Raw genomic sequence first — 23,294 nt, forward strand, 5'->3', positions numbered from 1 at the left:
GTGACCAGCTTGTCCCGCAGCGGCCGACGAATCCGTCAAGGCCGCGTGCGATGGCGGGAATCGGCGACGCCGACACTAATGTCGACGGCATGACCGACAACAGCCTGCGTTCCGTCAGCATCGAGCGGACCCGTACCGGCCACTTCACCGCGACGAACGTGCGCGGCGGGACGATCAGCTTCGGCACCAGTTCCGACCCCGAGGGCGGCACCGGCTTCACCCCGGTCGAGTTGCTGCTCGCCGCGATCGGGGGGTGCACCGCGGCCGACGTCGACGTCGCCACCGCCCGCCACGCGGAGCCCACCGAGTTCACCGTCACCGTGACGGGCGACAAGATCAGTGACGGGCTCGGCAACCGGATGACCGACCTCGCCGTCACCTTCACCGTCCGCTTCCCCGACGGCGGGCCGGGCGACCGCGCCCGAGCGATTCTCCCCAGGGCGGTCACGTCCTCCCACGAGCGGCTCTGCACGGTCAGTCGCACGGTCGAGATCGGCACCCCGGTCACCGCGACGGTCGCGGACGTCTGACCACGTCGTGCCGAGCGCACGGATGGTCGATCACGGCGACGACGGTCCGTGCCGCGCCCAGGCCGTGTTGTCAGTGGCCTCGTCTATTTTCGTGGGCAGTCGAGACGAGGTGCGTTCTGCGGAGGGGCAGCCGGTGTTGGGGGAGAACGAAGAGGCGGCGTTGACCGCGAGGGTCCAGCAGCTCGCGGACGCCGGTGATGTGACCGGCCTGGATCGGAGCCTCCATCACCTGTGCGCCGACATCGACGGCGACCGGGATTTCGAGGGCGGCCAACTGATCGGTCCGCTGCGCGCGATGCCCACCTCCACCCGGGTCCTGCTGCTGCGACGGATGACCGATGGGCTGGAGGAGACGGCCGTGCACGACCCGGGTCGGTGCCGGGGTCTCGCGTCGCTGATCGTCCTGCTGGCACACGGACTGTCGGCCGAGCAACTGGCCGCGTGGCGCGAGCCTCTGATGGCCGAGGCGGCCGGAGAGATGACGCTGTGGGAGGGCTGGCGACTGACCTGCCTGGTCGAGGTGGAACAGGCGGCGGGGCGAACACTGCCCGATCCGGTGGTCGCCACCGTCCGCAGGACCGCGTTGACCTCCGAGACGCCCGGTGGATTGCGTCCCCTCGCGTCGACGATCCTGGAGCCTGTGCTGAACCCCGGCGAACCGTGGGCCGAGCGAGTGATCACGGATCTGACCGGGGCCGCACCCGCGTGGCATGCGTTGGTCGCCCATGCACTGACCGCCACTGGATCCCGCCCCACCGGCAAGTGGCAACGCCTCGGACACGGACTGTTGGCGAACGTGGGACCTGATCGTGCCCGCGGGGCGATGACTTCCTGGCTCGCCCCGGCGGGTGAGCCCCGAACCACGCCGGTGAACTCCCACCACCGCACCGGTACCGCCGAATTCGAGCTCGACCCGTTCAACGCGCGTGCGCTGCAGGGTCTCGCGGCGCTCCTGGCCCTCACCCCGGCTCATCCGCAGTCCGCGGCCGCCTTGGGGCAACTGGTGGAAGCCGCTCTGATACGCCTCCCCGGCATCGGCTGGCGATCACCCAGGACGGCCGGCGCCGCCGTGCACGCCCTGACCCAGCTCGGCGACGAGGATGCCTACGCCGAGCTCAGCCGTCTGGCCGGCACCGTGAAGTACCGGCCGACCCTCAGGGCCGTCAGCGCGGCCCTCGCCGGTCGGACTCCCCGTAGACCGTCGCCGTAGCGATCAAGGACCTTGGGGATCGAACGGGCGGCGCGATCAACTCCCCGCGCGGGATGGCCGTCGCTCCAGCATCGCCTCGGCCTCCCGCGACTCGGCGGGCACCCACTCCGCCTTCTCCATCTCGCGGAGCTCTCCGACCCGAACCCGCGCGACCGTCTCGCACACTTCCGGCAAACCCACGACCGAAGCCATCGGCGACCTACGTGTTCATCCCCGCAGACACGACGGAACGACGACAACGGCTTCTAGGATCACTGGCCTGACTCGGGCCTGACTCCGGCCTGGCTTTGACCTGAGGAGGGGCGAATTGGCCGCTGTGGTGCTCGTTCACGGCCTGTATCACCGTCCCGAGCACTTCGCCGTCGTGGCGGAGCGCTTGCGGACCGCGGAAGTCGAGGTAGTCGTTCCCGGGCTCCACCGGGGCTCGTTGCCCGCTGACACGGCCGCGGTCCAGTCCGCCGTCGACGCACTGCCGGAGCCTGCGATCGTGCTCGGTCACTCCTACGGCGGGTCGGTGATCACCGGGGTCCGCGGAGCGGGGCACCTGGTCTACCTGGCGGCCTTCGTGCCGGACGTCGGCGAGAGCGCGGCCGGTCTGGGCGGGGCGTCCCCTCAACTCCAGGACGCGATCACCCCTGGACCCGAAGGCTCGACCAGCCTCCACCCCGGACGTGCTGCCGCCACCCTCTATGGCGACTGTCCCGACCCTCTCGCCACCCGGGCGGTCGGCCTCCTGCGTGCCCAAGCCCCTGGCTGCGGCCGAGGAGTTCCGGAGCGCCACAGCTGGAAGCGCACCCCCTCCACCTACGTCGTCTGCGCACAGGACCGGGCCATCGACCCTGACCTGCAACGGAGGATGGCCTCGCGCTGCACCGACGTGCGCGAGTGGCGGACAGGCCACTCCCCGTTCGTAGGGCAGCCCGATCTCGTCGTCGAACTGCTGCGGGAACTGCTCGCCGCCGACACCTCACGCGGACGGGACGAAGGGGCCGCAACCACTCGTTGACCGCTTCGACGAGGACCGTCGCTTCGCGGCGGACGGCGAGGTGGTCGTGGCGGGTGGCCGTCGCGCGGTGGTGCTCGACGGGGGTCGGTGCCGCAGTCGATCGCGCGAGCCCACCGGGCCGTGGGCGTCCGGCTCGGTGACGGTGCCGCCAGGCGGCTCCCGTGGCGGGTGGTCCCCCGTGCGGTCCGGCGCTCAGTGGCCGGCGGGCGGCAAGGAGGACGGTTCCTGGCCGATCTCGTCCAAGGAGTCGCCGAGCAGGGCCTTGGCGCGGGTGAGCCAGTCCGCCAGTACGGCGATCTCGTCCGGCGTGTAGTCGGCGAACAGGGCACCGAGACGCTCGTAGAAGGGGCCGTAGACCTGGAGGATGCGCGCCTGGGCGGATTCCTCCATGACCACATGGACCCGGCGCCGGTCCTGGGGGTCGGCCTGGCGGCGGATGTAACCGGCCTTCTCCAGCCGGTTGAGGACGCCGGTCATCGCTCCGGTGGTCAGGCGGGCCTGCTCGGCCAGGTCGCCCGCAGCCGGCGTCCGGCCCGCGGTCGAGGCCTCGATGATGAAGCCCAGGCAGGTGAGGTCGGTGACGTTGAGGCCGAGCCGCCGTGCGATGTCCTGCTGGCCGAACTGCGCGGTCGCGATCATCCGGTCCATCGCGTAGAGCGCCTGGTCGGCCGTCGCCGCCGGGCGCTTCTTGCCCTTCACCACACATCCCCTTAGTGTCTAAGTTACTTATCTCGCAAGCTAAGATAGTTCGCGCCGGGTGTCCGCCGAGCTGTTCACCCGACCCGCCTTCCCGAGGAGTAGAAGTGGGCATGCACGGAGACCACGATCTGGGCCACACGGTCGCCGGCTGGGCCGGGACCACCATAGCCGTCACCGGTTGCACGGTGATGGCGGTGGCGCTCGCCGCCGGATGGTCCACCGGACTCTGGCTGGGCGGTGCCGCCGTCGTCCTGGCCGCCCTCGCCACCTGGCTTCTCCATCTGGCGGGCTGGGGAAAGGCCACCGGACCGCGCCCCGTGGCGCGACAGCACTGGCGTGTCCGTGACACCTCCGCCCGCCGCGGCCACCCGGACTGCCTCGGGTGCCGCCTGGCCGGCCGCGGTGCGGCCCCCGCGTCGGGCGTCATCCCGGTCTCACCCGCTCCGGCCGAGCCCACCCCCGTGGGCCAACCGTCGTGACCGTGACCGACGGTCCGGGTCACCCGGTGTCGGACGGTCCCGCTCGCCCGGTGACCGGCGTCCGGGTCGCCCCGGCATGCCCCGGCTCCGGGGCGGTCACCGCGACGGTGGCGGCGCGTACCCGGCCCTGATCCGCGGGGCCGGCGAGGTGCGGGCCGGTGAGGTGCGGGCCGGCGAGCTGCGGATCACGCCTCGGTCAGGCGCACCTTGTAGCCGTCCTCCTCCATGAGGACGGCGGTGACGCCGAACGGGTTGGGGTGGTCCATGTCCATCGGGACGAACGAGAAGTCGACCGCGGCCTGGATGGGGGGAGCGAGCTCGCCGCCGGGCTGTGGCGCGGGGGCTGCCCGCCAGTCGGGATCGATGGACGCCACACCCTCGGCGTCGCGGGCCAGGACCCGTTCTTCGTACGGGAACTGGTGCAGTACATGGCCGTCCCGCGTCGCGTGGACCATGTTCAGGCACGGGGCCGGGCCGCTGAGGGGCAGCTCGCACACGGTGGCGACATCCTGGGTCTCCCAGGCGAGGACGACCTCGTCCGCGCCGGCCGCCGCGGCGATGTTCGACAGCTGCGCGATGCCGGTGAGCGCGTCGTCACCGGACTTGAGCGGGCGGACCCAGATCAGCCCGACCAGCCGGCCGCGTACCAGGGGCATGATGACGGGCCGCGGCACGGCGCCTTCGGCCAGTCCCGACGCGTAGGCCCCCTTCATCGAGTCGGCCAGCGCGTTCCACATCTGGGTCTCCACGGACTCCCCTTCACCCTCGGACGTCGGACGTCGGTCCACGATCTCCGCTGACCCTGTCACGCTTGGTCGCAGCCGTGCCAGGGCCACCGGTCGCTCGGGCGCCGCACGCTTGTGGGCGTTCCGGTCGCGTGTGCGGGGCTCCCGCACGATCAGGTGGCCGTCCCTCGCCGGGGACCCGAGTCGTCGGGGCGCTCGGTCGTCGGGCGTCGGCAGCGGAAGGTTTCGGGGCGGGCGGGGCGGCAGGGGCCAGGGCGGAGTCAGTCCTCGCCCTGCTGCGTCAAGATCGACAGCACGCGGAGTGCCTCCAGGTAGATCCACACCAGTGTCACCGTGAGGCCGAACGCCGCGAGCCACGCCTCCTTCCGGGGCGCGCCGTACGTGACGCCGTCCTCGACCTGCCTGAAGTCCAGCGCCAGGAAGCAGGCGCCGAGGACGATGCCGACGGCCCCGAAGAGGACGCCGAGAACGCCGCTGTCGAAGCCGAGCCCGTCACCGCCGCCGATCACGGACGCCGTCAGGTCGACCACCATCAGGAGCAGGAAGCCCAGGGCCGAGGCCATGACGAAGCCGTGGAAGCGGCGCGTGACGCCGATCCAGCGCACTCTGTAGGCGATCAGTACACCGGCGAAGACCGTCAGGGTGCCGAGGACCGCCTGGACGACCGCGCCAGGCGCGATGTACGTCGAGGTCGCATGGGAGATCACGCCGAGGAACACGCCCTCGAACGCCGCGTACGCCAGGATCAGGGCGGGTGACGGCTCGCGCCTGAAGGACTGGACGAGCGAGAGGGCGAACGCGAGCAGGCCGGCGCCCGCGGCTGTGCCGTACGACCGGCCGACGCCCGCGTCGTGGAGGGGCAGCAGGACCCACGAGAGCACCGCGGTGAGTGCGACCGTACCGAGCGTCAGGGCCGAGCGCGCGACCACGTCGTCGATCGTCATGGCGCCGTCGGCCGTCCCGGCGTGGGAACGGCCTCGGGGCGGAGCGTCCTTCGACAGGCGCGGACTCCGAGAACCGTCATCGGCGTACGGGTTCACCGTGTGCGGCCCGTACGACTCGGCGCCGACCGAGGCTCCGACCGGCGAGCCGACCGGTGTGCCGAGCGTCCGCGGCTGCCGGACGCCTCGCCCGGTGCGACCGTCGGCGCGTGCGAACCCCCGTCGGGAGAAGACCGGATTGCTGCTCTTCATGTCACTCCTCCACGGCCGCGTCGCGCGGCCTCACCGTGGTTCGTTGAACCGTGATTCGTCACCACCTTGACAGGTGACGCAGCGAACGGCAAGCATCATCACCAGACGAACCGGTGATGGTCGGGCGGGGTGCACACCCGGGGCGGCCGGGACGAGGGAAGGGAAAGGGGGAACTCATGAAGGCATCGAGGATTCTCAAGGGCGTGGCGGCGATCGCGGCCGTGGTCGTGATTTCGGTCGGGTGTTTCGCGCAGGTCTTCTGACGGGCACGGCCGTCGCGGCAGCGTGGAGCGGATCCTCGCCCGAGGTGTACTGTCCAGATAAACTGTCCGGTCATATTGACTGTCCGGGCGTCCCTGGAGAGCCCACAGGCCAGAGGAGGTGTCGCGCCGTGCCCAAGCCGTCCAAGCGTGAAGACCTGCTGGCGTCCGCGCTGGAGACGTTCCACACGCGCGGTTTCCACGGCACCGGCATCAAGGAGATCGCCGACGCCGCCGGAGCGCCGAAGGGGTCGTTCTACAACCACTTCTCCAGCAAGGAGGAGTGTGCCATCGAGGCCCTGCGGCTCTACGGGGCCGAGCGTCGAATGGACATGCTCGCCGACACCACGTCGCCCCCGCTGGAGAGGGTTCGCCGGCACTTCGAGTTCCTGCGCGACGAGGTCGTCGACCGTGACTTCACGCGAGGCTGCATGTTCGGCAACTTCGCCACGGACGTGATCGACCACAGCGAGGAGATCCGCACGGCCGTCGCGGACAGCCTGCGGACGTGGAACAGCGCGATCGCGGCGGCCCTGGCGGAGGCCCGCCGCGACGGTGCCGTACGGGCGGACCTCGACCCGGATGTCACGGCGCGCTTCCTCGTCAACGCCTGGGAGGGAACCCTGATCGAGGCCCGCGCCACCAAGTCCGCCGCCGCTTTCGACACGTTCTTCCTCATGGCCTTCGAAGCGGCCCTGCGCTGACGTACGCGCGCCCTGGACGTGCGTGAACCGCTCGGGCACCGGTTGCTCGGGCACGGGTTGCCCGGCCGTCCCGTCGGCCCGCGCGCGCCGGGCTACCTCCGCTGCTCCACCGGACGGTCCGGTCACGGCCGGCTCTCCGGCCCGGCTGCTTAATCGAACAGCGGGCCGACCGTCCTGGTCCGCTTGATCTCGTAGAAGCCGGGTGTGGAGGCGACGGTGAGTGTGGCGTCCCACAGCCGGGCGGCCTCCTCGCCCCGAGGAGCCGGGGTGACGACGGGACCGAAGAACGCGACCTTGCCGGTACCGGGTCCGGGGACCGCGATGACGGGGCTGCCCACGTCGGAGCCGACCAGGCTGATGCCCTCGCGGTGGGAGGCGCGCAGCTCGGCGTCCCAGGCGTCGGTTTCACCCGCGTCGGCGAGACTCGCGGGCAGCCCGGCGTCGCGCAGCGCGGCCTCGATGGTCGGACGTGTCCTCGGTTCCTCCCGCAGATGGAAGCGAGTGCCGAGCGCGGTGTAGAGGGGCTCCAGTACGGCGGGGCCGTGGGCCCGGGAGGCGGCGATCAGGACCCGTACCGGTGCCCATGCCTGGCCCATCAGGACGCGGTGGGGCTCGGGCAGTTCGTCGAGGCGGCCCTCGTTGAGGACGGCCAGGCTCATGACGTGCCAGCTGATGGTGAGGGGCCGGGCCTTGCCGACCTCCAGCAGCCAGCGGGAGGTCAGCCAGGTCCACGGGCACACCGGGTCGAACCAGAAGTCGACGGGAGTGCGGGGGAGGGAGTCGTTCACGAGAGGTTCCAAACGTGGTGGTGGGGGCGGGCCGGCCGGGGGTCCGGTCGGCGGTCGGAATTCAGGGGGATGGGCTGCGGGGAGAACGGCGGGGCAACTCCTGAGCGGACGACGACATGTTGAGCGACTGCGTCACAGAGCCGAGGCCAGGCGCGCCAAGGTCTGCCCGGCGCCTTCGCGGCGTGCCTGGCGGTGGCCGGTGCCGGCCCACAGGTGCAGGACGTCGGCGTCCCCCGCTTCGGCCGCCTGCCTGCGGAGCCGAGCGGTCAGGTGATGCAGCGCCGGATACCCGTACGGGGCGTGGTCGTCGTACAGATCGGTGAAGCGGTTGCGCAGCGCACGGGCGGGGCGGCCGGTGAAGGCCCGGGTCAGCACCGTGCCCCGGCCCTCGGGGTCGGCGAGAGCGGCCTGGTGGACGGGGGAGGCCCCGCTTTCCCCGGTGCGCAGGAGCACGGTGCCGACCATGGCCGCCTGTGCGCCGGCCGCCATGACGTGCGCGACGTCGGCGGGTGTGGCGAGCCCGCCCGCGGCGATCAACGGCAGGTCGACAGCCCGGCGGATCATGGCGATCAGATCGTCGACCGGTACGTCGGACGGCGGCTGCCGCGGTGTCAGCGTGCCGGAGTGCCCGCCCGCCGCGGCGGCCTGCACCACGAGGACGTCGACGCCCGCTTCGGCCCCGGCGCGGGCCTCGTCCACACCCGTGACCGTCTGGGCCACCAGGCTTCCCGCGGTGCGCAGCCTCGCCACCACGGCCCGTCCGGGGATCCCGAACGTGAAGCTGACCACCGGCACGGGGTCCTCGGCGAGCAGGCTGATCTTCTCGGCGAACGCGTCGTCGTCCTCGACCGGGACGTGCCCGCGCAGGTCGACCTGGTGGCGGTCGGCCGTCGCCTGGACGAGCGCGGCGTAGCGGGCGAAGTCGGCGCGGTCCACCGGCAGCGGATGGGGCGCGAACACATTGACGCCGAACGGGATTTGCTCGGCACGCGCCGCGGCGACCCGCTCGGCCAGCGTCCGGGCGGTGGCGTAACCGGCCGGGACGAAGCCGAGACCACCGCTGCGGGCCGCGGCCACGACCAGTGCGGTGGTCGTGGCACCGCCCGCCATGGGCGCGGCCAGCACCGGCGACGTGACGCCGAGAGCCGCGAGCAGGCTGTTCATGGTGCTGTGTCCCCTTCCTGATGCCGCCACGTCTCCACGGTGCGGCCGTCAACGGGGTCGACGCCACGACCGGCTTCCTCCCTCCTGGTAGGTGGGGCCTCGCAGCACCCGGAGCGCCGGTGGCCGTGCCGACTGCGGGTACGTCCTCACGGTCGCGGTGAAGCCTCGCCCGCACCGTCGGTGGAAGGCCGCGCCTTCCACCGGGGAGGAAGCCGGTCGTGGCGCCCGCCCCGGCGGCGGCCACACGATGAGGACATGGACACCCGACAGCACGCCACCGGTGCGGCCACGGCCGACGCCCGGCAGCCGGTCACGGTGCGGCTGCTCGGCGGACCGACGGCGCTCATCGAGATCGGGGGACTGCGACTGCTCACCGACCCCGCCTTCGAGCCGCCCGGTCGGGCCGCCGACGGCCCGCGCACGGTGGCCGGACCGCACTGTTCCGTGGCGGACGTCGAGGCGATGGGCCCGCTTCACGCCGTACTCCTGTCGCACGGCCGGTACGCCGACAGCCTCGGCGTCGCCGGTGAGCGTCTGCTCGCGACGGTCCCGGTGACGTTCACCACGACCGGGGCCGCGGACCGCCTCGGCGGCACCGCTGTCGGCCTGCGGCCCTGGTACCACCTGACCCTGGCCCGGCCGGACGGCGGATGCCTCAAGGTCACCGCGACCGCGTCCCGGAGCGGTGGCCGCGAAGGACACGAGGGGGAGGGAGACGAGGAGGAGCAGGGCATCGGCGCCGCCCTCGGACCTGTCATCGGCTTCGTACTGACCGGCCCGGACGTCCCCACGATCTACGTCAGTGGTGACGCCGCCCCCTCGCTGGACATCGCGAGCGAAGTCGCCGACCGCTTCGGGCCCGTCGAGCTGGCCGTGCTGGGGGGTGCCTGCCCCGTCCTGCCGGACCGCCTTCCGATGCCCATCGCCCTTCGCACAGCCCGAGCCGCCGAGATCCTCGGTGCGCGCACGGTCGTTCCGGTCCACCCCGAAGCCTGGGAGCACTGCGCGACGGCCCCCGGCGCCCAGCGCGAGGCGGTCGCCCATCACGGTCTTCGGGACCGACTGCTCCTGCTGGTCCCCGGCACGCCGACCACCCTCTGACCGGCGCGGGCCGACCACCACCGTGCACCCGCCCCGCCCCGACCCGATCCCATCCGACCCGATCCCATCCGACGGAGAAGACACCATGCGAGAGTTCCTGGTCGAACTGACCACCACCGTCCCCGAGGGCACCGACCCCGCCGAGGTCGACCGACGTCGCGCCGCGGAAGCGGTACGCGCCGCTGAACTGGCGGCCACCGGGCACCTGTTGCGGCTGTGGCGTCCGGTCGGCGAACCGCGCAGCATCGGTGTCTGGCTCGCCGCGGACGAGTACGAACTCCACGAGAAGGTGATCGGCACCCTGCCGCTGCGCGCCTGGATGACGGCCAGGGTCACCCCCCTCGTGTCCCACCCCAATGACCCGGGCGGCCCCGACGCCTCCGCGTGACCCACGCGTCACCTCACAAGGACCGCGTACGCACCCCACAAGGACTTCTTCATGAGCGCAACCATCCTGCGACGCTCCCCGGACCGATCGGACCGATCGGACGGCCCGCCCGGTTCGCCCTGGCTCCACGTCGCTCAGGCGGCCACGGCCCTGGCGGTCGGCATGGGCGTCGGACGCTTCGTCTACACACCGATCCTTCCCCTGATGCACGCTCAGGCGGGTCTGTCCGCCGGGGGCGGCGCACACCTCGCCACCGCCAACTACGTCGGCTACCTGGTGGGCGCCCTCGTCGGCATCCTGCGTCCCGCACTGGTCCGTTCACCCAAGATCCTGCGTGGCTCCCTGACCGTGCTGACCGGCACGCTGGCGGCGATGCCCTTCACGCACAGCACCGCCGTGTGGATCGCGCTGAGACTGACCGCCGGTGCGGCGAGCGCCCTGATCTTCGTCATCGCCGTCAGCTCTCTGCTCAGTCACCTGCGCGACCACCCCGCGCACCTGCCCGGTTGGGCCTTCGGCGGAGTCGGGGCGGGGATCGCCCTGTCCGGTCTGCTGGTTCTGGCCCTGCGCTCGGTCGCCGACTGGCAGGCCGCGTGGTGGGGCTCCGCCGGGCTCGCCGTGGTCTTCACCGCGCTGTCGTGGAACCTGCGCGTCGAACTGCCGCACACCGAGGCCACGGACCCCGGGGTCGTGACTCCGCCGCGGCCCGTGCGTACGCACCGCTGGTTCAACGCGCTGTTCGCCGGCTACACCCTGGAGGGCGTCGGATACATCGTGGCCGGCACCTTCCTGGTCGCCGCCATCGATCAGGCGTCCCCGGGGTGGATCGGCAGCGGCGCCTGGGTGCTGGTCGGCCTCGCGGCCGTGCCGTCCTCCGCGCTGTGGGCCTGGCTGGGGCGCCGCTGGTCCCGCCCCGACCTGCTCTTCGCCGCGCTCGTGATCCAGGCCGCCGGCATCGCGCTGCCCGCTCTGGTCGGCGGAGTGGCGGCAGCTCTGATCTCCGCGTTCCTGTTCGGCGTGACGTTCCTCGGGATCAGCACCATCGCGCTGGCCACCGGGGCCCATCTGCGGTTCCCCCGCTCGGTGGCCCTGCTGACCGCGGGATACTCCGTCGGCCAGATCGTCGGGCCCCTCGCTGTCACACCGCTGCTCCACCACGGCTACCACCAGGCCCTCATCCTGGCCTCGGCGGTCGTCCTCGCCGCCGCCCTCACCGCGGTCGTCCTCCGGATCGGATTCCCCCACCACATACCCGACGACACGACCGACGGGCCCCGCACCCGCCCGGCTTCGTAGGTTCGGGTGCGCCCGGTGCGCCCGTCGCGTTTCAGTTCTTCTCAGGCTGTCCATGGTGAATCGGTCGACTGAGCGTCGGACGTGTTCCGTTCCAGCGTGAACGTCCTTCCTCAAGCATGAACTTCCAGGAACGGTTCCGCTTGAAGGGCATCTCGAAGACCTCCGAGAAAAGCCACGCTCCCAGCACCGAGGCGGGCAGTCCCACCACGAGTGTGAACCCGAACGTGGGCAGCCCCGGTGATACGTAATGAGGGGCGACCTTGCGAACGACGATCATGATGATCGGCAGATGAATGAGGTACAAACTGTATGAAAAGTTGCCGAGGCCGCGCACGGCGCGCGTACTCAGGAGCTTTGTGAGGAAATCCGGCTTCCCCGTGGAGACGGCTACGAGGAGCAGCGTCATGGCGGGGACCACCGCGAGGTCCATCCAGAAATAGTGGTCCACCGTCCAGATCGACCCCTTGATGACGACAAGGCACAGGACCGGTAGAGCGGCCAGGGCGGCCAGCCAATGCCATGGAAGACGCCGGACCTTCTCCGGCGCGACAACTACTCCCGCGCCGACCAGACCGGCGACGAACACGGGAGCGAGATTCGGCGTCAGCCCGTTCACGCCTTCCACCGGCAGTGCGTCGCTCGCCAACAAGCCGCGCGCGACGACCATGAGAGTCACGCCCGTGACCAGGACCAGCGCCCCCAGTCGCCTCCGGATCAGCAGGAGAACCGGAAAGGCGAGATAGAGCTCCGCCTCCACGCCGATCGACCAGAACGCTCCGTTCGGTGTCGGGGCCGTGTACACGTCCTGAGCCACGAGGCCGTACACCAGAATCGATTTGCCGCTCGGTGGTCCGAAATGCGATGCCGGCACCACCGACCAGGCAACCACCAAACTGAACACCAGCGCCGCCCAATAGGGAGGCAGGATGCGCCAGGCGCGCCGACGCAGGAAACCGGCAAGGCTTCCCAACTGCCAGCTCTTGCGCGCCGCCGAGATGGCCAGAGAGAAACCGGACAGCACGAGAAAGAGGACGACGGCAAGGCGCCCGTACATCAACCAGCCGAGCCAGGAGGGGCCCGAGTTGTCCGGAAACCCTGGAAAGGTCAGGAGCCAGCAGTGGAAAAGGAGAACGTACAGTGCGGCCAAGCCCCGGAGCCCGTCGAGCCCCGGCACATGGGTGAGGCCGGACGCCGCGTCCGGCTCCTCTCTTTTCTCCTCGGGGGAGGGCAAGTCAAGATCACTACGGACTGGTTGACTCGATCCTGAGGTAATCGTTCGGCCCTCTCCTCGGGTTCCCTGCTCGCGTACGTGGTCACCGCCACGGCGATCCGTGCACGACGTTCCGAGGCGGGCGCCCACCTACCGACTCGGCGTTCACGTCGTGTTTTCGGGTAGCCCGGAGCCACCCGCAGTGACTGGTACGTCGCGCTCGGCCGGAAGGTTCAGGGGAGAAGCAAGAGGGCTCCTTGTCACACGGGGGTACGGCCCCGGCTCCGTAACCGCCCTGGGCCCCGGCGGTCCGGCCCGGGGCCGCCGGGGCTTCGGTCACCGGCCCGGAAGCCTCGTCGTGATCTCCTGCAGCACCCACCCGTTGCCGTCCGGATCACTGAAGGACAGGAACGAGGAGTAGCTCCGGCGTTCCGGGTCCGGGCCCGAGACACGGCCCTCGGTTCCGGCGCGGTGGAACACTCCGCCCGCGTCGTGGAACACCTCGCTCACCTCGACGCCCCGGTCGGCGAGCTCGGCGCGGGCCGCCTCGATGTCGGCGACGACGAGGTGCAGGCCCTCCGACGAGCCGGGCGGGGCCGCGCTGATCCGGGTGCCGAAGATGATCGAACAGGGTGAGCCGGGCGGGGTGAACTGCACCACCCGGAAGTCCGCCCCGTCGCTGAAGTCGGCGTCGAGCCGCCATCCGAGCTTCTCGTAGAAGGCCTTGGCACGGTCGGCGTCGGAGACCGGCACCACCACAACCTCGAGTTTCATGTCCATGGCGGCTTGCTCCTGTCCGTAGGGGTCCATTGCTGTCGCGCGTTGTCGATCACGCGTTGTCGATCACGCGTTGTCGATCACCCGTGCCGACCGGCCGGCGTCGGTCGACAACGAGCGACGTCGACCGGTGTCGGTCCGTTTCGGTGGCCACTGCTCGTGTCGGCGCCCATGCCGCCGCTCACGTCCTGAGCGCTTCCGTTCTCTCCACGTCCACCGTTGGGCCGGGGGTGGACGCTCGCAACCCGTGCGGGGCGCGGGCCCGCGGTGCGGACGGCCCCGGGCGGTCGGTCCGGCCCGGGCCGGACGCGGCGGGGGCCCGGACCGTGCGAGGCGCTGGGGGCCTGCCCGCGCCAGGCGGGGAGGCCGGGCTACCGGCGGGCGAGCCGGTCCGCTTCGACGACCGCTTCGGCGAACGCCTCGGGTGCTTCCTGCGGCACGTTGTGGCCGATGTCCTTCAGGGTCCGGTGGGCGTACGGGCCCGAGAACTTGTCGCGATAGGACGAGCCGTCCCCGGCCGGGGTGAAGGGGTCCCGTTCCCCGTCGAGGGTGACCGTGGGCACGCCGATGACGGGGCCGGCGGCCAGTCGGTTCTCGATGCGGTCGTAGCGCGGGTCGCCGTCGGCCAGGCCGAGCCGCCAGCGGTAGTTGTGGATCACGATGGCGGCATGGTCGGGGTTGTCGAAGGCCGCCGCCGTACGGTCGAAGGTCGCCTCGTCGAAGTCCCACGTGGGGGAGTTGAACCTCCAGACGAGCCTGGCCAGATCGCGGGCGTTCGCCTCGAGGCCGAGCCGACCCCGCTCCGTGGCGAAGTAGAACTGGTACCACCACGCCCACTCGGCCTGCGGCGGCAGCGGCGCCTCGTTGCGCTCGCGGTTGGTGATCAGGTACCCGGTCACGGAGACCAGGGCCCTGCACCGCTCGGGCCGGAGCGCGGCGATGATGTCGGCCGTCCGTGATCCCCAGTCGAAACCGGCCAGGATCGCCTTCTCGATCTTGAGCGCGTCCATCAGCGCGATGATGTCGAGCGCGACCACCGACTGCTGGGCGTTGCGGAACGTCCTGTCCGAAAGGAAGCGGGTGGTGCCGTGGCCGCGCAGGTACGGCACGATCACCCGGTAGCCCCGCGCCGCCAACAAGGGCGCTACATCGACGAAGCTGTGGATGTCGTGGGGCCAGCCGTGCAGCAGGACGACCGCGGGGCCGTGGGCGGGGCCGGCCTCCGCGTAGCCGACGTTCAGCTCGCCGGCGTGGATCTGCTTCAGCGGCCCGAAGGACGTGTGCCCCCACCCGGCCGTCGACGTGGTCGCCGCGCTCTCGCGGCCCGATGCCGTCGGCGTGGCCGCCCTCGAGACGGTGGGCACCGCGGCCAGTGACGTACTGGCCGCACTCACACCCATGATCTTGCCGAAGCTCCGCCTGTTGAACATCAGGCCCCCTTCTTGACCGCTGATCCGGTAGGAACGCGCGCTCGCGCAGGCCTCCGCCCGCCCCTGTCGTGGGGCGCGGGTCCCTGCCATGTCGCCGCGCGGCACTGACCCTCGCACGGCTCCGCGTCACCTGTCAAACAGGTGACGCGTGCTGCGAATCCTGTCCCCAGGTGGTGCGGCGGTCGTCGCCGAGGGCATGAAGTGGGGTCCGGTTTCCGGCGGTTGGGGGGCGTGCGACCTGTCGGCGCCCCCCGACCGCCTCTTCCCGCCGGGCTCCCGCTGCGGTCGGAGGGTCCGGGTGTGACCGTCCGGGATGGGGGTGAGGTCAGGCCCGTACGGCGTCGAGCACGACACGGAAGCGCGCCTCGCCGGACATCATGCGTTCGTAGGCCTTCGGCGCCTCGGCCAGCGGCATCCGCTCGATCAGCGGAAGGACCCCGTGCCGCACGCTGAAGGCCAGGTTGTCCTCGTTCTCGATCGGGGTTCCGGTCAGGCTGCCGGTGATGGTCCGCGTGCTGAGCACGAGGTCCGGCGTGGAGACCGTTATCGGGTCGGTGCCGACCCCCACCACGATCATGCGGCCGCGCGGGGCGAGCCCGGTGACCAGGGGTGTCATCGAACTGCCGCTGGCCGCCGTCGCGACGATGCCGTCGGCGCCGCCCAGTCGTGCCAGCGCCTCTCCGGGGTGCTCGGCGGCGCTGTCGATGTAGTCGTCCGCGCCGAGTGAGGCCGCCAGCGACGCCTTCTCGGGCCCGCGGGCGATCGCCACGACCCGGTGGCCGAGCCTGGCCGCGTACTGCACCGCGAGATGTCCGAGACCCCCGATGCCCTGCACGGCCACGAGCGAACCGGGCCGGTTGTCCAGCTGTCGCAGGGCGCTGAGGCTCGTCAGGCCCGCGCACAGCAGCGGGGCCGCCTCGGCCGACGAGATGCCCTCCGGAATCCGGGCCAGCGCGTTGGACCTGGCGTACAGCACCTCAGCGTAGCCGCCGTCGACGGTCGTCCCCGTCTGCTCCTGGTCGGCGCAGTTGACGAAGTCGCCGCGCCGGCACGGGTCGCACTCACCGCAGTGACCGGCCAGGAACCCGACGCCCACCCGCTCGCCGACCTGCCACGCCCGCACTCCCTCGCCCACGGCGTCGATGGTCCCGACGACCTCGTGACCCGGGACGACGGGCTGCGACGGATCGGCCCTGAGCCCTTCGACGGCGAGCACGTCGGAGTGGCACACCCCGCAGCTCTCCACCGTGATCCGTACGTGGCCCGGGCGGGGCGGGACGAGTTCACGGGTGGTCCGTGCGAACTGCCGTGATCCGGTGACTTCGTATGCCTGGTACGTGGACACGTTTCTCCTGGGGGTGTGCGGCGCCCCGTCCGAGTCCCGCGTGGGGACTGCCTTCGGCCCGCCTGGCCTCGCGGTTGCGGGCGGCGGAGCCGGGGCCGCGGGCGATCCGCGGAGGCGCTGCCACGACAATATGACCGGTCGTCTTAGACGTCAACGCGTACCTCCCTTCAGACGTCGACGCGTACCTCCATCTTGCACATGGGCTTCGAAGGGTGGGGTGGGGGAGCGGGGGTCGGAGAGTCCCGGTGTGTGCCGGGCTCGCACCCACGTCGGGCCGCTTCACCGCAGGGGCGGGTGATGATCGAGCGTGAGAGATTCATCACCGCTCGAACCGGTGATTTCCCTGTGCGGGCTGACCGCCCCTGGGTCGTCCAGGAGGCGAAGGGGCGTGGAGCGATCCTGTGCGTCGGGCCCGTGGGAGGGCCACCGGCGGGCGGGCGCCGGCCGGCCCTTCGACGAGGTCATCGATCAGCGGATCGGAGACGTGGTCGAAGAGGCCCCCGGCGTACCGCGGTTCAGGCCTCCGTACGGGGTGACGTCCGCTCCGGCTCGTAGGCGCGCAGGCCGTCGACGGCGCGGTGCACGGTCTCCGCATGCCCGAACAGGCCCGGCAGTCCACCGGTGTGCAGCAAGGCGGTGCGTTGCCCCGGGCGGATGTCGCCGTCCCGGACCGCGGCGATCAGCCCGGCCATGGCGCGCCCGCTGTAGACCGGGTCCAGGACGACACCCTCGGTGAGCGCGGCGGTTCGCATCGCCTCCAGGACCGGTTCGTGCAGCATCCCGTACCCCGGGCCCACCTGGTCGGTACGGATCCGCAGGGACTCAGGGGCGATGTCGCGGCCGGTCAGCGCGCCCGCGAGGTCGGCGACGGTGACGGCCGGCTCCGCCACCGCCCCGCAGTGAACGCCGAGGACACGTCGCTCCCCGAGGGCGCCGATCAGCCCCGCCATGGTGCCGCCGGACCCGAGGGCGACCACGACGTTTTCCACGTCGGGCAGTTGGGCGAGCAGCTCCTCGCCGCCGTCCACATATCCCCGTGCCCCGAGGGGACTTGAGCCGCCGAAGGGGATGGGGAAGGGACGCGCCCCGTCGTGGCGCAGCTGACGGCAGACCTCGTCGGTGACGCCGGCCATCGTGCTCGGGTCGCTGTCGCCGGCCCAGAACACCCTGGCTCCGAAGAGGCTGTCGAGAACGAGGTTGCCGGAGCCGTTCACGGCGCTGTCGCGGGTGCCGGGGAAGACGAGCACGACGTCGAGCCCGAGGCGGGCGCCGGCGGCCGCGGTGAGACGGGCGTGGTTGCTCTGCGCGGCGCCGGTGGTGACCAGGGTGTCCGCCCCGGCCGCGAGGGCGGCGCCGACGGTCCACTCCAGCTTGCGGACCTTGTTGCCGCCGCCTCCGAGCCCGATGAGGTCGTCCCGCTTGATCCAGAGGTCGTCCTCGCCCAGGCCCAGCTCCGCCGACAGACGCGGCACCCGCTCCAGCGGGGTGGGCCATGTCGACAGGGCGATCTTGTCACTCATGAAATCTCCAGCTCAAGTAGTACGCGCACCGCCGAGGGCGGAGGGGAGGAGGGACGGTTGCGGCGGAGCACGCAGTCACCGTACGTCGGGCACTCCCGCCTACCGTCGCCTGCCCACCCCCGGGCGGGCACTACAGGGCCAGCAGGGCCTGTTCGACCACTTCGGTCAGTGCCGGGTGGATGAACAGCACGTCGCGGGAGATCCGGTCCACCGTCAGTCCCAGTTCCATGGCCTGGATCAACTGCTGGATGAGTGTCGCCGCCTGTGGGCCGATGATGTGCGCGCCGAGGATCGTCCGGGTGACGGGATCGGCCAGGATCTTCACGAAGCTGGTGGTGTCCTCCAACGCCCATCCGTACGCGGCGTCCCCGTAGTCGCGGACACTCACGAGGTGGTCGATGCCGCGACGCCGGGCCTCCTGCTCGGTCAGCCCGATGCTCGCGATCTGCGGGCTGGTGAAGACCGCGTGCGGCGCGACCTTGTGGGGCAGGGTGCGGATGTCCTCGGGATGGAGCAGGTTGTGCCGCACGAGCCGGACCTCGGCGTTCGCCATGTGCTTGAGCTGGTAGTGGTTCGCCGTGTCGCCCAGGGCCCAGACCCCCGGCACCGACGTGCGGTACGCGCCGTCGGTCACGATGTGGCCGTGTCCGTCGAGGTCCAGACCGCCGGCGGTGGCGTCCAGCCGGTCGGTGTTGGGCCGGCGACCGACGCACACCAACAGCGCCGCGGCCCGGACGACATGGTCGCCGTCCGGGCAGGACACGGAGACCGCGACGCCGTCTTCACGCCCCTCGACGGAGGTGACGGTGGCGTCGAGGAGTACCCGACGGCGCCGCGACGCCAGGTCGGTGTAGCGTGCCGACACCTGTTCGTCCTCCGCCATCAGCAGGCGCGGCCCCCGCTGCACGATCGTGATGTCGGAGCCGAACGCGCCGAAGACATGGCCGAACTCGGCCGCGATGAAACCGCCACCGATGACGACCATGGACGCGGGCACCTCGTCGATCCGCATGATGGTGTCCGAGGTGTGGTAGGCGACGGTGTCGAGGCCGGGGATGTCCGGCACCACGGGTCGTGACCCGACCGCGACGACGAACGTGTCGGCGGTGATGCGCTCGGCCCCCACCCGCACCACCTTCGGCGCGACGAACCGCCCCTCCTCGGTGTACACGTCGACGCCGTTGTCCCTGCGGTAGTTCAGCGCGCTCTCGTGCATCGGATCGATGCGGTGGAACACCCGGTCGCGGATGGCCTTCCAGTCGACGTGCTCGACCGTCGCGTCGACACCGAGACGGGCCGCCGCCCGCGCGTCCTCGACCGCGTCGGCGGCGACGACGAACATCTTGCTCGGAATGCAGCCTCGGTTCAGGCACGTGCCGCCGAAGCGGCCGGGTTCGACGACAGCGGTGCGGAGATGAGCGAGCTCTCCGCCGGGCAGCATGTTGCCGCTGCCGGCTCCCAGAACCACAAGATCGTAATGGCGCACGTCCGTTCACCTTCCGTCGACGAACCGTCCAGCCCGGCGGCGCACGGCCCGGCGGTGAGGAAGTGGTCCGCGCCGCCCCGCCTCCCTGTCGCGCGGGCACGGCGACGTGGTCCGGGCGATCCGGGTCATCCGGGGGACCCCGGGTCCTGCAGGGGCAGCTCCGCCCAGACGGTCTTGCCGTGCTTGTGGTGCCGGGCGCCCCACTGCTCGGCGAGGCTGGCGACGATGAACAGCCCACGGCCCGACTCGTCGACCGCGCGGGCGTGTTTGACGTGCGGGGCGCTGGTTGCGCCGTCGCTGACCTCGCAGGTCAGCATCCGGTCGAGGATCAGCCGTAGGCGCAGGGGCGGGGCACCGTGACGGATCGCGTTGCCGACCAGCTCGCTGACGATGAGTTCGGTGGTGAAGGCCGTCTCCTCGTCCGTCGCCCAGACCTCCAACTGGCGGCGCGCCGCTCGACGGGCGATGGGCGCGGCCTCGGCGTCGGCCGGCAGGGGGACCGTCAGTACCCGGTCCGCGGGCAGCGCATGCGTACGAGCGAGCAGTATCAGTGTGTCGCCGGAGGGCCGGTCGTCCACGAGTGCGTCCGTGAGGTCACCGCAGAGTTCCCGCAGCGGCCTTTCACCGGCGGAGTCGAGCAGTGGGCGCAGTGGACCGGAGGGCGCCAGGACCCTCACCCCGGCCGTGGCCGTGGCCATCGCCAGAGTGCTGCCCTCGGGGAGGTCGACGGTGGTCGCGGGGAAGGGGGCGCTGCTCATTTCGGCGAGGAGGGGGCCCGCCGGGACGGGCAGTTCCGTGGAGGTGCCGTCGGGGAGGACGGCGACGGGCCGCGGGAGGCCGGCGCGGGCGAGGGTGCAGGTGAGCTCGACCGGGTCGTAGATCGCGACGGCGCAGCCGGCGGTGAGCGACTCGCGGCACAGGGGATCCCCGGGCGGCAGCGTGGCGCAGGCCCTGGCGAGACGGCCCGCGGTGTCGCTCAGCCGAGCCAGCAGCTCGTCGGGCTCCAGGTCCAGGGCGGCGAGGGTGTGGACGGCCGTGCGCAGGATTCCCACCGTGACGGCCGCACCGATGCCCTGCTTCGCCACGTCACCGACGATCAGCGCGGTCCGTGCGCCGGGCAGCGCGATCGTGTCGGACCAGGCCCCGCCGCCGTCCGGGTCGGGAAGGAACAACCGGGAGATCTCCAGGGTGTTCGGTGTGCCCGAATGCTGGGGGAGGAGCCGGCGCTGGACCGTGGCGGCGATGATCCACTCACGCATGTACCGACGGGCGGTCTCGACGCAGAGCGCGGCGTGCGCGCACACGGAGGAGGCCACCGCGAGGTCCTCCTCCGTGAAGGGGTCCTCCTGCCGGTGGCGGTAGAAGCTGACCAGGCCCAGAGCCTGGCCGTGCAACGCCAGCGGGGCCACGATCAGGGAGTGGGCGCCGGATCGCTCGATGGCGTCGGCACGGGCCGGGTCGGCGGCGAGCCAGACGGCGTCCTTGCCAAGGGAGACGAGGCGCGGCCGAAGGTCGGACAGCACGTGCGAGAACGGGGTGTCTCTCGGCAGGGGACGCACGTCTCCGACCGGGTAGGCCGAGACCGGCCCGCGGAAGGCGGCTCGGCGCAGGACGACGTCCTCGCCGACGGGCACCTGCGGGGGCTCCTCTCCGTGGACGACGTCCTCGATCACGTCGACCACGGTGATGCCCGCGAACCGGGGCACGACCGCCTCCACCAGCTCCTCGCACACGGCGCCCACGTTCAGCCCCTGACCCACATGGGTGCGCACCGACTCCAGCAGGGCCAGGCGGTGATGCGCGTTCTCCCGCTCGGTGACGTCGAGCGCGGATGCCACCAGTCCGAGCACATCGCCGTGGGAGCTCTCCAGACGGACGTAGGAGACGGAGTAGATACGTCGTCCGAGCCCGCCCGGCGCGTCGACGACGGCGCGTACGAGCCGGCTGACCACCGGCTCGCCCCCGTCCAGGACCTGCTGCGCCACCGCGGCCTCTTTCTCGGGGTCCTCGAGGCCGTAGGCACGGGCGAAATGCTGGCCGGCCAGGTCCTCCTCCGGCGTTCCGGGCAGACCCTGGGTGGCGCCGGGCACGCGGGCCACCCGCAGCTGATGGTCGAGGACGTGCAGTCGCGCCGGGGAATGGGCGAACATGGCCTCCAGGATCGTCACGTCCTGCCCCGACACCCCGTCCTGCGCCGCGAGGACCTGCCACATCACGGAAGCGCCCCGCAGTACCGGCTTGACCAGGACCGGGGCGCCGGCCGCGAACCCCTCCCGCCGCCCTCCCCCTTCGGCGGTGGCCTCGCGCACGAGCGCGGTCACCGCCTGGCCGACGGCCTCCTCGGCGGACCACCCGAACAGCTGCTCGGCCTGGCGTCGCCACTCGACGATCCGGCCCTCCTCGTCGATGAGCACGAGCACGTCACCGCTGGACATTCGACAGCACCTCCGTCTCCATCGGTTCCCGCCCGTTCGGACGAACGGGCGTCTGCCACCGGTGACTTGGGCGTCCGGATCGGCGAAGCCGGCGGCGGCGAGCCGCATCGGGAAGGCGGCCGGGACCGGGGCCGGAGGCCAGGAGGGAACAGCGCGCCGGAAAAGCGGCACCGTGCCTTCGGCCGGGGAACACCGTCCCGGTCGGGGCGAGAAGGAGGAACTGCCGCGTCATGGCCGGTCTACCGCCGCAGCGCGTCCATGTGGAGCGCGGCGTCGGACGCCGCCTCGTCGGGAGCCCGGCCGTGCTCACGGGCGGTCAGGTACGCGGCGTACCAGTCCCACCAGTCGTGCTCCGGGGCGGTCGCCTCGTAGAAGCCGTGGTGCTCCGCCGTCTCCTGGAGGAGTGCTGCCAACGCGGTGACGTCCATGACGAACCTCCTCCGTCGTACGGGATCCCGTCACCGTCCGGGAAGGCGTACCTGGGCCTCCTGCGACAGCCACCTCATGCCGTCCGGGTCGCTGAACGACGCGTATGTGGCGTATACGCGACGTTCCGGATCTGGCCGACCACCCGTTCCGGGGCGCCGGACACGAGCGTCGTGCACCACGCACTCACGTCGGCGCCCCGGACCTCGGTGGACGCGGGGCACGGCCGACGTCGGACGGACCGACCAACGTGACAATTGTCGCTTACTGGACAAGGTCCGGCGAGGCGAGTCCCACCGTCACCGAAGACGCCGCGCCCGCGCCCCGTGCGGCGCCGTCACGAACTCCGGCCGCGGCCTCGACCGCGCGCGTGCGGCTACCGTTCGCGTTGCTCAAGTAACGCTCAGAAACGGGATCTTTCGCTTGAGGCACGCATGACGAGCTCGTAGGGTCCCGAAGGGTGATCGCGGGGCCGGACCCACCGGGCCAGGCGCTCATGACAAGGGGGAACGACTGTGGGCATCGGCATGACCTCGGTCGACGGCGATGGGGCGACGCCTTCCACCAGGGAGACCGGGTGGAAGTGGACGTGCTCGGAGGCCTCCCCATGAGGCGCCGGCCCCGATGGTTCCCCGGCTGTGCCCTGTTGGTGACGGCCCTCTGCCTCACGGGCTGCGCACCGGATCACGATTCCGCACCTGAGCGCGGGGCCTCGGCACCTGCCGCTCACCGGAGTGCTGACGCACAGGCCGAGAAGAGGCGCACGGCCCAGGTCCGGGCCGCACTCGACGCGGTCGCGACGGTGGACGCCCCGATGGTCGAGTCCGGGACGGAGCGGGTGTCCGACGGAGTGCACACCCGTCCCGATGTGGCGGAGGGCGCCGCCTACGAGTTGACCGTGGTGTGCGCGGGGAAGGGGGACGCCGAGATCGAGTTCACCCCGGCCGGCGCGGGTTCGAAGAAGCCGGTCCGCTGCGACGGTTCCGTGGTCTTCGAGCGGTTCACGGCCCGAGGCTCGCTCCGTCTCGATGTCCGGGGAAAACCGGGCTCGACAGGCATGATCGCCTGGCGGATCGACACGCTCTGACCGCGTAGCCGCAC

The 23,294-nt window shown here is 71.6% G+C and carries 22 protein-coding genes; 9 read left to right on the top strand and 13 right to left on the bottom strand.

Annotated features, from left to right (window positions below; genetic code table 11):
- Positions 1-89 precede the first annotated feature (89 nt).
- The 3 genes from OG199_RS35125 to OG199_RS35135 all read left to right on the top strand — a co-directional run bounded on the left by OG199_RS35125 (position 90) and on the right by OG199_RS35135 (position 2,746).
- Entirely contained in the window at positions 90-530 is a 441-nt protein-coding gene (locus OG199_RS35125; RefSeq protein ID WP_266697145.1) for an OsmC family protein, read from the top strand.
- Between the two features lie 160 nt (positions 531-690).
- A complete protein-coding gene (locus OG199_RS35130; protein ID WP_405832849.1) occupies positions 691-1,740 on the top strand; it encodes a hypothetical protein in 1,050 nt (349 codons plus the stop codon).
- 307 nt (positions 1,741-2,047) lie between these two features.
- Positions 2,048-2,746, top strand: a complete 699-nt coding sequence (locus OG199_RS35135; RefSeq protein WP_405832850.1) for an alpha/beta hydrolase — start codon at positions 2,048-2,050, stop codon at positions 2,744-2,746.
- 192 nt (positions 2,747-2,938) lie between these two features.
- Here the strand turns inward: OG199_RS35135 and OG199_RS35140 are convergent, their stop codons facing one another.
- On the bottom strand, positions 2,939-3,445 hold the full coding sequence (locus OG199_RS35140; protein WP_405832852.1) for a MarR family winged helix-turn-helix transcriptional regulator: 507 nt from the start codon (positions 3,443-3,445) through the stop codon (positions 2,939-2,941).
- Between the two features lie 104 nt (positions 3,446-3,549).
- On the opposite strand from OG199_RS35140, the gene OG199_RS35145 reads away from it, so the two are divergent.
- On the top strand, positions 3,550-3,924 hold the full coding sequence (locus OG199_RS35145) for an HGxxPAAW family protein (RefSeq protein ID WP_405832854.1): 375 nt from the start codon (positions 3,550-3,552) through the stop codon (positions 3,922-3,924).
- Positions 3,925-4,109: 185 nt separating this feature from the next.
- On the opposite strand, the gene OG199_RS35150 is transcribed toward OG199_RS35145, so the two are convergent.
- Together OG199_RS35150 and OG199_RS35155 are read right to left on the bottom strand one after the other, a co-directional pair.
- The gene (locus OG199_RS35150) at positions 4,110-4,673 is read right to left on the bottom strand and encodes a hypothetical protein (protein WP_405832856.1); all 564 of its coding nucleotides are present in this window, start codon (positions 4,671-4,673) and stop codon (positions 4,110-4,112) included.
- A gap of 257 nt (positions 4,674-4,930) precedes the next feature.
- Positions 4,931-5,863 (bottom strand): Bax inhibitor-1/YccA family protein, encoded by a 933-nt coding sequence (locus tag OG199_RS35155; protein WP_405832858.1) that lies wholly within the window; start codon positions 5,861-5,863, stop codon positions 4,931-4,933.
- A 391-nt stretch (positions 5,864-6,254) separates the two neighbouring features.
- Between OG199_RS35155 and OG199_RS35160 the strand changes: the two genes are divergently transcribed.
- A complete protein-coding gene (locus OG199_RS35160) occupies positions 6,255-6,827 on the top strand; it encodes a TetR family transcriptional regulator C-terminal domain-containing protein (RefSeq protein WP_356799300.1) in 573 nt (190 codons plus the stop codon).
- A gap of 149 nt (positions 6,828-6,976) precedes the next feature.
- Here the strand turns inward: OG199_RS35160 and OG199_RS35165 are convergent, their stop codons facing one another.
- Positions 6,977-7,615: a disulfide bond formation protein DsbA gene (locus OG199_RS35165; protein WP_356799299.1), complete on the bottom strand. Its 639-nt coding sequence runs from the start codon at positions 7,613-7,615 to the stop codon at positions 6,977-6,979.
- A gap of 132 nt (positions 7,616-7,747) precedes the next feature.
- Positions 7,748-8,779 carry an NAD(P)H-dependent flavin oxidoreductase gene (locus OG199_RS35170; protein WP_405832860.1) on the bottom strand — a complete coding sequence of 344 codons (1,032 nt, stop codon included), beginning with the start codon at positions 8,777-8,779 and terminating at the stop codon, positions 7,748-7,750.
- A 255-nt stretch (positions 8,780-9,034) separates the two neighbouring features.
- Between OG199_RS35170 and OG199_RS35175 the strand changes: the two genes are divergently transcribed.
- The 3 genes from OG199_RS35175 to OG199_RS35185 all read left to right on the top strand — a co-directional run bounded on the left by OG199_RS35175 (position 9,035) and on the right by OG199_RS35185 (position 11,564).
- Positions 9,035-9,880, top strand: a complete 846-nt coding sequence (locus tag OG199_RS35175; RefSeq protein ID WP_356799295.1) for an MBL fold metallo-hydrolase — start codon at positions 9,035-9,037, stop codon at positions 9,878-9,880.
- Positions 9,881-9,965: 85 nt separating this feature from the next.
- Complete coding sequence (locus OG199_RS35180; RefSeq protein ID WP_356799293.1) at positions 9,966-10,268, top strand: muconolactone Delta-isomerase family protein; 303 nt, start codon at positions 9,966-9,968, stop codon at positions 10,266-10,268.
- Positions 10,269-10,319: 51 nt separating this feature from the next.
- Entirely contained in the window at positions 10,320-11,564 is a 1,245-nt protein-coding gene (locus tag OG199_RS35185; RefSeq protein ID WP_405832862.1) for a YbfB/YjiJ family MFS transporter, read from the top strand.
- A gap of 31 nt (positions 11,565-11,595) precedes the next feature.
- On the opposite strand, the gene OG199_RS35190 is transcribed toward OG199_RS35185, so the two are convergent.
- From OG199_RS35190 to OG199_RS35225, 8 genes are all read right to left on the bottom strand, one after another.
- Complete coding sequence (locus OG199_RS35190; protein ID WP_405832864.1) at positions 11,596-12,795, bottom strand: acyltransferase family protein; 1,200 nt, start codon at positions 12,793-12,795, stop codon at positions 11,596-11,598.
- Positions 12,796-13,110: 315 nt separating this feature from the next.
- Positions 13,111-13,554: a VOC family protein gene (locus tag OG199_RS35195; RefSeq protein WP_401806273.1), complete on the bottom strand. Its 444-nt coding sequence runs from the start codon at positions 13,552-13,554 to the stop codon at positions 13,111-13,113.
- 368 nt (positions 13,555-13,922) lie between these two features.
- Entirely contained in the window at positions 13,923-14,981 is a 1,059-nt protein-coding gene (locus OG199_RS35200; protein ID WP_405832866.1) for an alpha/beta fold hydrolase, read from the bottom strand.
- Positions 14,982-15,306: 325 nt separating this feature from the next.
- A complete protein-coding gene (locus OG199_RS35205; RefSeq protein WP_401806270.1) occupies positions 15,307-16,326 on the bottom strand; it encodes an alcohol dehydrogenase catalytic domain-containing protein in 1,020 nt (339 codons plus the stop codon).
- 515 nt (positions 16,327-16,841) lie between these two features.
- Positions 16,842-17,846: a D-cysteine desulfhydrase family protein gene (locus OG199_RS35210; RefSeq protein ID WP_405832868.1), complete on the bottom strand. Its 1,005-nt coding sequence runs from the start codon at positions 17,844-17,846 to the stop codon at positions 16,842-16,844.
- A 130-nt stretch (positions 17,847-17,976) separates the two neighbouring features.
- Positions 17,977-19,332: a mycothione reductase gene (locus OG199_RS35215; protein WP_356799283.1), complete on the bottom strand. Its 1,356-nt coding sequence runs from the start codon at positions 19,330-19,332 to the stop codon at positions 17,977-17,979.
- Positions 19,333-19,457: 125 nt separating this feature from the next.
- Entirely contained in the window at positions 19,458-21,767 is a 2,310-nt protein-coding gene (locus OG199_RS35220) for a SpoIIE family protein phosphatase (RefSeq protein ID WP_405832870.1), read from the bottom strand.
- 239 nt (positions 21,768-22,006) lie between these two features.
- Positions 22,007-22,195 (bottom strand): bleomycin resistance protein, encoded by a 189-nt coding sequence (locus OG199_RS35225; protein ID WP_356799279.1) that lies wholly within the window; start codon positions 22,193-22,195, stop codon positions 22,007-22,009.
- A gap of 800 nt (positions 22,196-22,995) precedes the next feature.
- On the opposite strand from OG199_RS35225, the gene OG199_RS35230 reads away from it, so the two are divergent.
- On the top strand, positions 22,996-23,280 hold the full coding sequence (locus tag OG199_RS35230) for a hypothetical protein (RefSeq protein WP_356799276.1): 285 nt from the start codon (positions 22,996-22,998) through the stop codon (positions 23,278-23,280).
- The last annotated feature ends 14 nt before the right edge of the window (positions 23,281-23,294 follow it).

The organism is Streptomyces sp. NBC_01176, assembly GCF_045039825.1.
Classification (GTDB): Bacteria; Actinomycetota; Actinomycetes; order Streptomycetales; family Streptomycetaceae; genus Streptomyces.